Below are 14,958 nucleotides of genomic sequence, written 5' to 3' on the forward strand. Positions count from 1 at the left end.
TTTTCAAGCAGAAGACGGCATACGAGATCGTGTGAAGAACATCCAAAAAAATTACTACGCTGTAGAGATATCCCATTCTCAGCACAAGTACGTTCTTACCCCTGGAAATGAATGCCATTGAAACCAGGACTCCGGCGATTAAGATCGCAGTAATTTCGATAAACGAGTGGAAAAGAAGATAATTCAAACGAGACACTGCCCACGAGGCTAGGGCGATCAATATCCATGCGGAAACGGTAATAGTCTTAGACATAACTTTACCTCCAATGAAAAGGAGACCTTCTCAAGTATATTCCCTTTAAGGCATGATAGCAAAAACCTGTCTCACTGGGCATCCCTGCAATACAGTGCCAACAGATCCTCCTGGCAGACGGAGATTCTCCGATCTGCCAACAATTCACCAATAGCAGTCTCAAGAAGCATTTCAAATCCTGTATACAATAAAGGGAATCATTTCAACAAATGATGACCGTTCTGGCAGAACCTGCGGAAGCAAAAATTCCTGGTCTGAAGAAAGTCGAAACAGAGATCTCTTTCAGCAAAGAATGCACACAATGTATAATAAAAGATGCATCATGAAAGGCATTCAGAGGTGAGCGAAAGTTCTTGGTTGGTGCTCAGAAAGGTGGAATAGATGAAGAAGACTATGAAGTTCTGGGATCTTGTCGCTTTAGAAGTAGGTATGACTATTGGTGCCGGCATATTTGTCTATATGCCGATAGCTTCTCAGAGCGCGGGAGTGGGAACAATAATGGCATTCGTTGTTGCCTTTGTTCCGATGTCAATTATAATGATAAACGTCATGTTGCTCGGATCGACACTTCCCACTACTGGAGGCACGTTCAAGTACGGCGCTTTCCTCTTCTCGCCCAAAGTTGCATTCCTAGGTCTCTGGGCCTATCTCTTCGGTGCGTTTGTCGGCCTGTTTCCGTTGAACGCGCTTGCACTGGCATCATATATGAAGGGTATCTGGGACGGGATCTCCCTGGTGCCCGTAGCTTTGATTATTCTCACCTTCTTCTATGTGGTCAACCTTATGGGTCTGAAAATGGCTTCAAGAGTGGAAATTATTTCTGTAGCTCTACTTTTTATTGCTATCGCAATCTACACTGTGCCTGGCATTGGCAGAATCGAAGCGAGCAACTTCGAAGGCGTTTTCGCGAAAGGGATCGGTTCGATAATATACGCTTCGGCGCTCCTGACTTTCACGTTCGCGGGCTCTAACGCAGTGATTGAGCTTGGCGGAGAAGTGGAAAATGCCAAGAAGAATCTCCCGCTTTCCGTAATCTTTTCTCTTACAGTAGTTTTGACCTGTTATCTCTTAATGGCTGCCGTTTCCTTTGGAATTGGTGGAAAGCTGCTGGAAGGTGGTACTCTGAACGATGTCGCCTCGAATTACCTCAGCGGATTTCTTTTCTACGTCTTCGCATTCGGTGGCCCGATTCTCGCAATTGCTACAACGATTAACGCGACATACATGTGGGGGACGAGATCTTTGCTTGCACTGTGCAAACTTCGAGTATTCCCCTCGAAACTCGGACTGGTCAACAAGAGAGGAACACCGTGGGTTTTGCTGACGATTATTTGGCTTCTCTCTTCCATTATGCTGATTTCAGTCGGCGAATCTGGACTGAACCTATTTGCAGCCTTCGCTTCGATTGGAGGAATCGCGGTGATTATTCCCACGATGTTTGCAGTTTTCAAACTGAAGAAGAATGAAACGCTTAGAAAGATGGCTCCTGCAATTGTTAAGAAGAAATGGTTCATCTTCATTCCCATTCTCGGTGTGGTGTTTTCAATAGTTATAATGCTTATTCTTCTCTACCAGGTAGGAGTGGACTTCAGTACCTCTTTCTTCCTGTTCTTCATCGTCTGGGAAGTAATCGGAATGATATACTTCATCTTCAGATTAAGGTACCTAGATCGTATGGAGAAGAATGTATTCTCCGAAAATGACCTCTCGGTCTTTGATGATTGAGCTGTTGGACTTAGTAATCCCGAACTTGTTTCGCGATCCGAGCTTCTGAGGAACCGTGATTGGGGATAGCCGGTGAGGGCGTCGGGAATCGCAAAATGAACTGGTCCTCCGTTGAACGGCTCTCAGTTGATCGATAAGAAGAATCGAGATTCCGATTCAGGTTAAGAATGGCGGACTGTGATGTTTTCTGGATAAATAGACTTTATCATCACGGAAGTAATTTCTAGAAGTTTAGAGTAATCGTTTGCAAAATGCACCGGCAAAGGGGAAAACCTTCGCCGGTGTTTTTGAGTACCTCGCTATGGTAGTCGGATCAGTTAGCGCAATATCTTAATGTTTCCATTATTCTTTCCAGTACAGGTTCGTACTGAGTCCAGAAGCCTGTCTTCGCAGCAAAGCCGACTGAAAGGCAGTATCCATCATCTCCAGGTTCGTAAACATGGGAATAGATAGTCCTTTCAACACCCCATTGCGGTGCCGTAAGCTCTATCCAGATTCCCTGTTCTCCGGCTATTAGCCTTTCGAATTCTTCAACGACTTCCATGTTCAGTCTTGTTTCCTCTTCTTCTTTCTCAAGGAACTCCGGTTTCACTCTAGCGATGACAAAGAAAATATTCTCGGACCCGGGTTCAGCATCAAACCATCTGCTTACCGGCTTCGAATTCTCATCGCCCTCCAATTCAAGTCTGTACCCCTCCGTATCATCGAACCAGGCCGAAGGTACTTCATAGCACAATCCATCAGAAGAAACTTCTATCCATTCTGTCAGAACGGTCTCTTGAACGACTTCTTGAGTATTCTCAGGGGGCACTTCCTCACTTTCGGACTCATTCATGAGCTCATCCTTTCCTATCCATGGATCGAATGATACGCTGTCGCTAACGGGATTTCCTGTTCCCCGGTTGTTAATAGAAGGATTATGCGGTCCCGATATATCGCCCCACCAGCAATCGACTGCGACGGCTTCTACCGGGCTATCGTTCCTTATCCCATAGACAACATTCCCTTCAAAAACACAGTCCGTGAATTCTAGCGGAACGGTCTGCTGAGACGAGATGCCCACTCCTGTTGAATTCTCAAGGAATGAAGAGCCGGAGACTTCCAAATGACCTGAACTGTTACTCACCAGAAGACCGTCACCGGCAATTCGAGAGATCACTGAATTTCTTAACATCAGCGATCCTGAACCTGTCTTGAAGATCCCTGCCTTGTCTCCATAACCGGCATACATTATTCTGACCCAGTCAAGTTCTGCACTACCCTCTTCCTGTATGTAGATCGACCTCCACCAACCAGGTTCAGGAAGTGAGGCATCACCATCATGATTTGCGTCTCCCCCAGCGGAATCATAACGCCAATCGGTAAATGTTATCGGCTCTTCCTCGGTCCCAATCGACTTAAGCCGGCCGGAAATCCTCAATCCCCTGTATTCCGCAAACTTCAAGACAGTACCGGGCCTTATTTCAAGAGTCGCATCTTTTGAGACTGTTATTTCAGCTGAGATATAGAAAGAATACTCACTGCTTAGACCAAAGACCGTATCGGCGTCTATTGTCCCGCCATCAACATGTACATCTATCGCGTTTTCCTCGAATCGAGCCAGCGGATCATCGAAAGAGACATTAACGGCCAACCTTACTCCTGTTCCATTTCTAAGGAAATGGTTGTTCGAGAGATTAAGGCTTGAATATCCTGCGAGAATCTTTAGTGCATCTCCAGAAACATCATGGATATTGGAGTTGGTCAGTGTGAATGATCCCGAACCGGCTCTTACAATGCCATTTTGCGAATAGCCGATGTCAACGAAGTCCAGTTCAGCCGATCCGGATTCTCTAATATTTATGGAGTTCCACCAGCCCTTGACCGGCAAGGTATCATCGACATCTCTATTGGAATCGCCACCAGCGGAATCATCACGTTGATCGGTGAAGAAGACGGGTTCTTCTTCAGTTCCAAGCGCGATGAACTCCCCATCGACAGTGATCATAGAGTTTTGAGTCATCTTAACTACAGTTCCCGGCTTTATTTCAAGTCTCGCATCTCTTGTAATTGAAGTGCTGCCGCTGAGAAGTATGGAGAGGTGCTTAGGGACTCTCCAGATAACACTACCGCTAATAGTTGCCGCTTCTACATAGATGTCTTTGCTGTTTTCAGAGAAGTAGGTTTCGTCATCTAAAATCAGAGAAGCGTTTGCGACTGTCCTTACACCCGTATCATTGGATACGAAGACGGATTCTTCTACCGAAACCCCGTCCGTCCTGCAGTTCAGTCCGGCTTCGGAGTTTTCAGAGAAAGTCGATCTGTCGATCTTAACTCCTCCGGCAGCATTATCTGCTCTGAAGCCATCCCCTGCAACCTTTTCAATTACCGTGTCTGTAATCGAAACCACTCCAGTACTGCTCTTTAGAACCCCGGACCGATCACCGTATCCGGCGTATCGAATCATACAGTGTTCGAAACTCGCCGTGCCGTCAGTCATAATTCCTATCGATCTCCACCAGCCAGGAGCGGGGGCCGTTTCTCCACCATCTCTGTTCGTATCTCCACCAACAACATCATCTCTCAAGTCGGTGAAGCAGATTGGCAAATCCGCTTCTCCCAATGCCTCGAGACTTCCGTAAACAAGGATTCTGTTGTTCTGCCTGAATTTGACCACCGTACCAGGGAGAATGCTCAGAGAAGCGCCGGCCGCGATGCTCACGTCACCAGTTATGACCATAGAGTAGTCGCTGCTCGATCCCCACGATGTTGCAACACTTATCGCCCCACCATCAAGATGAATATCTGTTGAGTTGCCTTCGAACGTGGTGGTTACATCGGCAAATGAAGCGTTTATGCCCAACCTGACTCCAATCGTGTTGTAAGAATACTCGTTCTGAAAGTGCTCGAAGGACGAATAACCTGAAGATAAGCGTAGACCGTCTCCAGAAGTGTGCGACAGAACTGAATTCGATATCCTTAGAGAGCCGGTTCCACTCTTCAATATCGCAGCCCCATCGGAACGACCGGCATAGGCAATTCTACACCAGTCGAAAATGGCCTTACCTTCATTGCGGATATTGATAGACCTCCACCAGCCTGCTTCTGGCAAAGAACCATCGCCCGGTATTACCCCTCCAACCAAGTTGTCCCTTGTCTCAGTGAAAAAGATAGGGTTATCCTCGGTTCCGCTCGCGATTAGTTCTCCGTCCACCGCCAGGAATGAGTTCTGAGCAATTTTTATCACGCTGCCGGGCTTAACGGTAAGACTTGCCCCCGATGCAACTGAAACACTGCCATTCATTAATATGGATATGTAGTCAGGTGCTCCCCACGTCACTTTGCCTGAGATTGTGGCGGGGTCGATCTGTATTGAAGTATTGTTCCCATCAAAATAGGTCTGTTCATCAACCTCGACCGAACAGCCCGCCGGGAGTCTTATCCCAATTCCGTTGGAAGCTATGGTCAGCGCCTCAATGTGGACGCCGTCAGTTTTATAGTACAGTCCGGCGCCTGTGTTGTAAGAGAGTGTTGAATACCTTACTTCCGCACCGCCTGAGGCATTGTCGATCCTCAATCCGTCACCGGTAACGTCGTGAATCGTGCTGTTGAGAATAGAAAAGGCGCCAGTGCTGCTCTTTATCACTCCTGCCATGTCACTTACTCCAAGATACCCGATTGTACAATGCTCAAAGTTCGCGGTACCTTCTGTAAGCAGGCTTATGCTGCGCCACCAGCCGCTTGCAGGAACGGTGGCTTCGCCGTCTCTGTTTGCGTCCCCTCCGACAAGGTCGTTTCTAAAGTCTGTAAAGTAGATCGGGGCGCTTTCTTGACCGACTGCTTCAAGATGACCGTAGACGATGATTCTGTTGTTCTGCCTAAGCTTGATTACAGTACCAGGCATCACTTTCAATGAAGCTCCCGCAGCGACAACAATGTCGCCGCCCGTTACCATCGAATACTCGCTGCTTGCACCCCATACTACTCTGGAGCTAATCGTCCCGCCGTCAAGATGTACGTCGAGATCGTTACTTTCAAAACGGGAAGTGAAATCAGAGAAAGATGAATTTATTCCCAATCGCATACCAACCGAGTTATACCCGAAATAGTTGTCCGAAGATTCAAATAGAGAATACCCTGCAGCTACTCTAAGCCCGTCCCCGGAGCTTCTTACAATCGCTGAATTGGATATCCTGATAGAGCCCGTCCCACTCTTGAGCAGAGTTGCACCATCCGATCTACCTCCGTATGCAAGAGTACACCATTCAAGAACTGCCGAGCCTTCATTCTGGATGTTGATAGATCTCCACCATCCCTCTTCAGCGATCGTCTCACTGCCATCTCTATTAGCATCCCCTCCGACAGTATCATCGCGCAAATCGGTGAAGTAGATCTGCTGATCTTCTTTTCCTCTTGCCTGAAGTTGACCGTAAACCAAAAACCTGTTGTTCTGTCTCAGTTTGACAACCGTTCCCGGAGCTACTTCTAACGATGCTCCTGCGTTTATAGAAATATCTCCGGTAACCGTCATGGAGTAATCACAACTGGCTCCCCACTTTACGATTCCAGTGATCGCTCCGCCGTCAAGATGGATGTCAACCTGGTTCGAAATAAAGGTCGAACTCTGATCAGAGTAGGATGCATTTATTCCGAGCCTAATCCCGTTTGTGTTATACATGAAGGTATTATTGATACTCTCAAAGGAGGAGTACCCTGCCGAAATCCGAAGGCCATCTCCCATAACCCTTCTAACAACGGAATTGACGAGTCTCAGAGAACCCGATCCAGCTTTGAGAATGCCGGCCCCCGTTGACGCTCCTGCAAAGGAGACTTCGCACCACTCAAGAAATGCCGAACCTTCTCCCTGAATGTTGATCGATCTCCACCAACCTGGTACCTGAGCAGTACCGGTGAAGACAATCGGGTTTGCCTCGTTGCCAACGGCCCTCAGCGTACCATTAACGATGAAATCCTGATTTTGGACTATGAGAACTTCCACGCCGGGCTCTATTGTGAGGATAACGTTTGGAGAAATCGTTATTGTCGCCCTAACCAGGTACGGGCTACGCGAGATTGTCCAGACCGTGTCCTCGGCAATAGTCCCGGAAACCTCTGTGGGAGGTTTGTAATTGTCAACAGGTGTTTCCATGTTCTCCGCAAAAAGCAATCCAAAAGGTATAAGAAGCATTATCAGCAGCCAAGATCTTACGAACTCTAAAATGTGCACCAAAACTCTCTTCATGTGGCACCTCCGAGTTGTCCCAGGCTTTGTAGAACTTTAATCGGAGAGCGACTGTATTCCTATCAAAGCCATCGTATGAACAGATTATACATTCGTCTCGAAGCAATCCCTTGCAGAAGTGAACAGATAAAACAACGCAAGAAAGAAACCACAGAAGAAACTTTTGCTATAACAACTGAAGCCAGACCCTCTGACTCAATCCCATTGCCACGCTCTTCCCCGCAGACTCGTTGACAGGGAAATCGTAGTTCTATGGCGAAGCGATACTGAATCCGAAGAACCTGTGAATTCGAAAGTATCGCAGTTCTACAGAAAGAATGCTTCTGTAGACATCCTCAATGCTCAGTACTGCCGCAAATTGAGAAGCTGACGTTAATCAAAGAGAGCCGTTGAAATTGTCGTCGTAACCAACTATTGTGTTTGCGTGATTAGTATCGGGATAAATGTATGTTGATGTGTTCCAGACATCTTTCTCTGTAAGGTTCTTGTACTGATTAGCGTCTACTGAAACAGATACCAGATAACCCGCGGCGAGATAGGACTTGATAGTCAGTATGTCCTGATCGGTCCTTACCGTCAAGTAACTAATCACATTCAGGCTGTTCCTGTATCTAGGCGCTTCTCTCCATGCAGATTCGGAAGGCCATGAAGTGTGATCGCTCGTATCGTAAGGCATCCTCTCCCAGCTGCTCACTCCCACTCTCGACAAAAGTTTCTGGGCATCCAGGTAAGATGACCCGCCATCTTCCCCATCATTTATCTGATGATATATAAAATCAGGACTGAATATCCTGTTCTGATACGAAGGAGTAGGTTCACCGCCATTTGTCCAACTTGCACCGCTGAGGTCCCAGCCTCTGTCCCTGGCCTCATAGAAAGTGGAAGTATAGTACCCATTTGAAAAGGCTACGCACGAGCCCTCGCTGCCCTGATCTCCTACGGGAGGAAAGTAATTCGAAACGGAATGATCTACAGTTGATGGTAAGCTTCCCTGGGCTGAGAAGTCGTCCATCAAATGCCAGGTCCTGGCGATTTCATCCCAATCGTCTTCAGAAGGAGGACGCAGACCAGTACCGTGTCCGTCAATGATCTCATTGTAGTTTCCTCCTTCTTCGAGGACCCCTAGGTCTGCTTTAAGAAGTTCGAGCATTTCCGTTGATAATCCCTGCCTTATGCTTGAAAGGTAGTATGAAGAGCCCTGTGCTGCAACAACATTATAAATCTGCACGTTCACGAATGAGTTGTTTACGGTGTTCTTTGGTGTCTCGGTCGAAGTGTATATCGCGACGGGAGTTCCAGATTGATAACTGTCGAATACTTCCACCGAAAAGAACTCGATAGTTCCCGTAGTGAAGTTTCTGAAGGAATCAAATACCTTCAGGAACAACGTGTCGTCATCAAATGGAAGGAGCTCGGTGATATCCAGCACCATCTTGTTGTCCGGGAAAGGATATTGCCCTCCCCGATAGCTATAGTCATCGAATCTCTTCTCTCTTTTGGGGGACGAAGGGTTGCCGACCCCAACCGTTATCTCGCAATCATCTCTTATTCCATGCGAGATCTCGAATACAGCTATTGCTCTCGGTTCGTAGTCGTCTCTTGGATCTATAGTGAAACAGCGAACCTGGTTCTCCTTCATCGCTTCGTACGTGATGTACAGAAATCCGTCCGGAACGTTCTCCCAACCACCGACTCCCCACGAATTCACGACCTTGAAAGCCCCCATCTCCTGCGGAGGAATACTGTATGTAAAACTCCAGAGAGCCTCTTCGGAATACGCGCCCCTGTCGTCCCGTCCCCTGACTCTGAATGAGTGGCTTCCCTCTGAGTAACCACTCCACGTATAGTTCGTCCCGAGTCCAAAATCGATCCAATCACCGTTGTCTTTGCTGTATTCATACTTCGCTATCGTGCCATCTGAGTCGCTGCCTGTCCATGAAAACGAGTTGCTTGACACGAATATATCGCCTTCAAGACCGCCAGTCTTTGTAATTACCGGGGGCTGATTCGCATAGCTGTAAGTGAATGACCAGATAACTATCTGCGAATACGTGCCTCCATCATCCAGAGCGCGAACCTCGAAGACATGATTTCCTTCTGAGTATCCCCTCCACGTATAACTCAAGTCAGTACCTACACTTATCCAGTCACCGCGGTCCTTTCTGTATTCATACCGTTCAATCGATCCATCGGAATCGCTTCCGGTCCAGGTGAATGTATTGAGGTACCTGGTAGTATCGCCTTCAATTCCACCGGTCTTTGTAACTGTAGGAGCATTATTGTGCAGTACATATTCGAAATTCCAGACAAGAGTTGGAGAATATGATCCTTCATCGTCTCTAGCCCTAACCTCAAAAGAGTGATTCCCGATAGAGTAGCCGCTCCAGACGTATTCGTTTTCCATTCCGATGTTAGTCCAGACCCCTGCGTCTTTTCTGTATTCGTATTCAACTATTGTGCCATCGGGATCACTGCCCGACCAGGAAAAGGCGTTTGTGGCGTTCTCCGTCTCTCCTTCAAGACCACCGGTCTTTGTAACTGCTGGCGGTACATTAGGAGGGTCGTAATAGAAGCTCCAAACTATGATTTCCGAATAGGCCCCTTCATTGTCCTGAGCCCTTACTTCGAAAGTGTGTTCTCCTTCGGAATAACCGTTCCATGTGTATTCAGTTGAAAGCTCTGCATCGACCCACTCTCCAGAGTCTTTTCTAATTTCGTATCGCACTATTTCACCATCTGGGTCGTTTCCGGTCCAAGAGAAGGTATTACTCGACTCTTCAGTCTCTCCTTCAAGGCCACCGGTCTTTGTCACTGCTGGTGGCACGTTGGGAGGGTCGTAATTGAAGGTCCAGACAATTATTTCCGAATAGGCCCCTTCATCGTCCTGAGCCCTTACTTCAAATGTATGCTCGCCTTCGGAATAACCGTTCCATGTGTATTCAGTTGAAAGCTCTGCATCGACCCACTCTCCAGAGTCTTTTCTAATTTCGTATCGTACTATCTCACCATCTGGATCGTTTCCAGTCCACGAGAATGTATTACTTGACTCTTCAGTCTCTCCTTCAAGGCCACCGGTCTTTGTCACTGCTGGTGGCACGTTGGGAGGGTCGTAATTGAAGGTCCAGACAATTATTTCCGAATAGGCTCCTTCATTGTCGAGCGCCCTGACTTCAAATGTATGCTCACCTTCGGAATAACCGTTCCATGTGTATTCAGTTGAAAGCTCCGTATCGATCCACTCTCCAGAGTCTTTTCTAATTTCGTATCGCACTATTTCACCATCTGGATCGTTTCCGTTCCACGAGAAAGCATTGCTTGACTCTTCCGTTTCTCCTTCAAGGCCACCGGTCTTTGTCACTGCTGGTGGCACATTTGGAGGATCGTAATTGAAGGTCCAGACGATTATCTCCGAATAGGCCCCTTCATTGTCCTGAGCCCTTACTTCAAATGTATGCTCGCCTTCGGAGTATTCGCTCCATGTATAACCGGTTTCGTTTCCGTTGCTCTCCCAGTCAGCGAAGTCTTTTCTAAACTCATATCTTATGATTGAACCGTCGGCGTCACTTCCCGACCATAAGAATGTACAGCTGTCCGTAGTTACTTTGCCGCTAGCTCCATCGAGCTTCACAACTTCGGGCGATTTGTTCACTGCTGGACAACCGAGCAGCAGGAAAATCAAAGACAAAGACAGAACGAAAAGGATATACTTCTTCAAGTTTCTCTCCCCCTACTAAATGCTCCAAACAGAGCTGGCTAAATAACAAGTTGGCAAATTCGAGAAAAAGATGAGGCCAATCCAATCGTTAATTACATAACATGGCAGATGCAATACGAAAGAACCGTCAGAAAGACCACATATGATTAGTTTATCATCTGAATATTCCATCGGGTCTTTTCGAAATGTCATTTCCGCTACCAGTAGTTATCCGCCGTCGCTCTTGACGAATGAATCCTCGCGTAGTTCCCTGAAAGCAAGTTCAAGTTCCTCATTTGTGTTCATAACTATGGGGCCTCCCCATGCAATGGGCTCTTTCAAAGGCTTCCCTGACAAAAGAAGAAACCTAATCCCCTCTGTCCCTGCTTTGATCCAAAATTGCTCACCCTCACCAAAGAGAACTGCTCGCTTGTTCTCGATGACTTCGGGTTGGCCAGGATCAAAACTTCCACTGCCAAGCAGAATGTATATGAACAGAGTGGATCCATCCTCAGACTTGTATGACCATTCCTTCCCCGCATCGAGCAACACGTCAAGATATGTGGCCTTCACGTACCTGCCTTCAAAGGCTCCTGTTGATTCCTTGTAAGACCCGGCGATTACTTTTATTCTTGCGCCTTCTTCAGTTACAATCGGAACGTTTTCACTTCTTATATCACCGTATCTCGGATCAGTCATCTTATCCTTTGCCGGAAGATTCAACCACAACTGAACCCCAAGCATCCTCTCTGCTGGCTTGGGCATCTCCTGATGGATAATTCCCGAACCCGCGGTCATCCACTGACAGTCACCATCTAGTATCTCTCCTTTGTTACCAAGGCTGTCACCGTGTTCGATAATCCCGCTAACAAGATAAGTTACGGTCTCGATACCCCTATGAGGATGCCAAGGGAAACCCTTTACATAGTCCTCCGGGTCAGTGGAATCAAAGGCGTCTAGCAGAAGAAAGGGATCAAAGTCTTCAACGTCTCTATGACCCAAAACCCTAACGAGTTTTACTCCGGCCCCATCAACGGCAGCTCTCCCCGTCACGATCTTGCTGATTTTCCGTATTCTGCTCATTGTCATTCTCCTCTTAGCTCCGCGACGGATTCTTATATATCAGTACTAAGAACCTTCTCGCATAAAATGGTATTTCCAGATCTCCAGCATTGAATGACCTTCTTTATGAATCTCATTATCTATTATCCCAGATAAGCCTGTAAGAATATCCTCATTAGTTATATCACAGTCAATAGGAAGGCCGGACCTTGTTTGGCCCGGCTTTAAGGCATGGGGTGAGAAAGGTAATGAAAGTTTTCACTGTCAGTCCTGCTGTGCCTGGTAATTAGTCACCTCTAACTTCACTTCTATATCGGGGGTCATACTTACCTTTAGGGTTCTTCAATTCATCTTCAAATAGATTTTAAGATAGGATTTTGGGAGTATTGTCGCAGAAGTATGGGAAAAGATGATAGATAACCTGAAAGTTGTCTTCATTTCTCGGCAAACCTCGTTGAAACAGCATGGCATGCCAAGAAAGGGAAGATTGAGAAATCTGCAGATCACTGAGCGCATAATCATTCGATCTCTTTGGATTCACAGGAGATGATGATAGAATTCCGGTGTGCACAAAACATCTAAGAGCAATTTTGCAAAGAAGATGAACCGGTCGGAAAGGTGTCGTTGCCGGAGGTCATAGACACCATCCGGATGCAATGAATGCGAATTAGTATTCGGCAACAGTCGCTATCTGTGAATCCCCTTCTAGATACCCGTTATCCTTTCATACTTTCACAAAATCGTATACACCTACCTGTCGATACTTACAGAGAAATGTTCGAAGTTCGTGCAAATTTCCCTTTGCTTTGCAGTTTTCTCTTTGTTTTCTAAATGGCGAGACATTTTTGAATACTTATCTGAAAGCATATGCTGATCTTGAAAAGAACAGTTTTCTTCAGCCGAGCTTACAGAGATATTTTGAAATCGTCTGATAATCTTGAAAACTTCAAGGAGGTATGAATATGAAACGTCTGTTGGTCCTTCTTTTCGTGGTGCTTTCGACCATAGTCTATTGCAGCGACCCCTACTTCACCGAGGAGAATGTTAACCTGTTTATTGAACAGCTCGAGTCGGAAGGGTTCATCGTGCAGCAAGGTACATTTTACTCATTCGATATGCCCGATCTCTTCTCAAACTACATTACGCCCAGCTGTTACGGAAACAATGCCGATACACCTTACTGTGTTTACTATATGCCGCCGGCTCCCTATCAGACTGTCAAGAATACCTTCCCTTTCACTTTCAGACTTAGGGAAGACGAAGCTGTGGTTTTTCTGGGATGGACTCCCCCAGAAGTGAAGTACTTCAGTTACGAAACGCTTCTGATGTTTCGATACCTGCCATATGTCGAAGGACCAGTAAGGATATTCGGAGGTGTGGGAGACACGGTGAACATAACAAACGTAAAGGCGGGAGATTCCATTCTTGAGAAGACAGCCGGCACTGTGTACAATGCCCCAATGATAATAATTACAACCCCCGACAGAAATGTCGACAGGATTATCAGAGAGACTGCCAGAGAAGTCGGTTTTACCGAGGACATAATGAACACAGACGTTGTGCCTTCGGTTCTGCTGAATCTAGGAATCGAAGAGGACTGTGACGAACTCATAATAGGCGCACGTTTCGCATTCTTCAATAATCCGGATGACAAAGCCTACGCATTGGATCCCTCCGCTCTCGAAGACGGGAAATTCTGGATGGAGCCACCCTACAGTTCAAACCGTAGAGGATGGGTCTTACGTGTAACACCGTCGGATCCAATTGAACTTGATCCCTACCCTGTTCCGAATCTGACCCCTAGAGATACGGGAGATTATTCGGAGTTAAACCTCAAATCGACAATGGACAGTCTTGAAGAGGCAATTATTTATCACTACTCGGATCTGAACGCAGATGTTTTGCGAACTTACAGGTGGGTAGATATAAGTTACCATGCGATCCAGAACAATACCGACGTCCTGGGAGACAGCAGAGATGCAATCTATCTTAAAAGTGATCCATTTGCCCTCGAAGAAGACCCGGATGATTTTGCTATAGTATTCGGGCCTATTCACTCTCTTACGGGAAAGGCTATCTACTCGAGTTTTGTTGTCTATTCAAATGATCTTGTAAAGGACCTGCTTCCTTACGAATCACGTATCCTTTATGGATTCCTAAGCATTAACAGCGAAAGGAGTGCCGAAACCAAGCTCGGACTGCCGGGAAGTGCGGAGAGATTTCTTCCTGACGATCCAAGTGCAAAGTATTTCTACGTTTGGAAAGTATCCAAGAACAATCCCGATAATGAAGACTACTGCCTCTTATTACCGGAACCGACATTGAAAAGGATCACATATGACGAATTGATGATAGGCTTCCGTGCTTATGTAAATCCCACAACCGGTGTGGGGCCATCTTATGAAGAGATACTGATGGATAAAGTAATACATTTCAGTCCAAAAAAGTAGTCCGTCAATGACCCGTGGTCAGGGGTAGGAGGTTTGGGGTTGGAAAGAGCAAAAGAAACTGGTTGACTGTTTAACGGTTCTCCGTTCGCCGAGGAGAACCAATAACATCGAGATTCCGTCCAGGAGCTTTGTCGGAATAACGGAATCTAGCCTTTAGGAATAACCGTTAGTTGTCATCCCGAACTTGTTTCGGGATCTGGGCTTTGGAGAAACCGTGGTTGGGGGTCGGAGGTCGGGGGTTGGAAAGAACGACTGAAAACCTGATTACCGCTGAATGGTTCTCCGTTCTCCGAATAAAAAACCTGTTCTTCGTTCTTGGTCAAGGTGAAAAAACGAGAGATTCTGAATCAAGTTCAGCATGACGGAATCCCTCACGAAGAACCCGGAACCTGGGCGCGTAGCGTCGGAACGAAGAAACGGTATTCTTGACGGGGACGGTGGATCCTTGACGGGCAACATGGTTTTCATCAGCGACCAGCGGTTCTTTCCTTGCAACTCGGAACAGTCAACTCCTAACTGCTCTTCGAAGGACGGGGTCATAATCTTGAACTTA

At 46.7% G+C, this 14,958-nt stretch carries 6 protein-coding genes and 1 pseudogene; 3 read left to right on the forward strand and 4 right to left on the reverse strand.

The annotated features are described in order from the left end of the window. Positions 1 to 253: pseudogene (locus Y697_RS14735) on the reverse strand (hypothetical protein); the annotation flags it as partial. 381 nt (positions 254 to 634) lie between these two features. Between Y697_RS14735 and Y697_RS10615 the strand changes: the two are divergent. Beyond that, a complete protein-coding gene (locus Y697_RS10615; protein WP_259462497.1) occupies positions 635 to 1,978 on the forward strand; it encodes an APC family permease in 1,344 nt (447 codons plus the stop codon). 313 nt (positions 1,979 to 2,291) lie between these two features. Here Y697_RS10615 and Y697_RS10620 read toward each other — a convergent pair whose 3' ends face one another. From Y697_RS10620 to Y697_RS10630, 3 genes are all read right to left on the reverse strand, one after another. Further along, the gene (locus Y697_RS10620; RefSeq protein WP_121551587.1) at positions 2,292 to 7,199 is read right to left on the reverse strand and encodes a right-handed parallel beta-helix repeat-containing protein; all 4,908 of its coding nucleotides are present in this window, start codon (positions 7,197 to 7,199) and stop codon (positions 2,292 to 2,294) included. A gap of 376 nt (positions 7,200 to 7,575) precedes the next feature. Continuing rightward, positions 7,576 to 10,914 carry a C1 family peptidase gene (locus Y697_RS10625; protein WP_259462498.1) on the reverse strand — a complete coding sequence of 1,113 codons (3,339 nt, stop codon included), beginning with the start codon at positions 10,912 to 10,914 and terminating at the stop codon, positions 7,576 to 7,578. A 207-nt stretch (positions 10,915 to 11,121) separates the two neighbouring features. Next, positions 11,122 to 11,976 (reverse strand): pirin family protein, encoded by an 855-nt coding sequence (locus tag Y697_RS10630; RefSeq protein ID WP_121551588.1) that lies wholly within the window; start codon positions 11,974 to 11,976, stop codon positions 11,122 to 11,124. A 941-nt stretch (positions 11,977 to 12,917) separates the two neighbouring features. Here Y697_RS10630 and Y697_RS10635 point away from each other — a divergent pair. Together Y697_RS10635 and Y697_RS15010 are read left to right on the forward strand one after the other, a co-directional pair. Continuing rightward, entirely contained in the window at positions 12,918 to 14,405 is a 1,488-nt protein-coding gene (locus Y697_RS10635) for a hypothetical protein (protein ID WP_121551589.1), read from the forward strand. 239 nt (positions 14,406 to 14,644) lie between these two features. Next, positions 14,645 to 14,767, forward strand: coding sequence for a hypothetical protein (locus Y697_RS15010; protein ID WP_259462500.1), 123 nt, complete (start codon positions 14,645 to 14,647; stop codon positions 14,765 to 14,767). Positions 14,768 to 14,958: the final 191 nt, after the last annotated feature.

Source organism: Mesotoga sp. BH458_6_3_2_1, from assembly GCF_003664995.1.
In the GTDB taxonomy this organism is placed as follows: Bacteria; Thermotogota; Thermotogae; order Petrotogales; family Kosmotogaceae; genus Mesotoga.

What these genes read in the sequence shown, in the direction of transcription:
- Y697_RS10630 (WP_121551588.1), bottom strand. Translation starts at nt 11,976, where the DNA reads ATGAGCAGAATACGGAAAATCAGCAAGATCGTGACGGGGAGAGCTGCC.
- Y697_RS10620 (WP_121551587.1), bottom strand. Translation starts at nt 7,199, where the DNA reads ATGAAGAGAGTTTTGGTGCACATTTTAGAGTTCGTAAGATCTTGGCTG.
- Y697_RS10615 (WP_259462497.1), top strand. Translation starts at nt 635, where the DNA reads ATGAAGAAGACTATGAAGTTCTGGGATCTTGTCGCTTTAGAAGTAGGT.
- Y697_RS10635 (WP_121551589.1), top strand. Translation starts at nt 12,918, where the DNA reads ATGAAACGTCTGTTGGTCCTTCTTTTCGTGGTGCTTTCGACCATAGTC.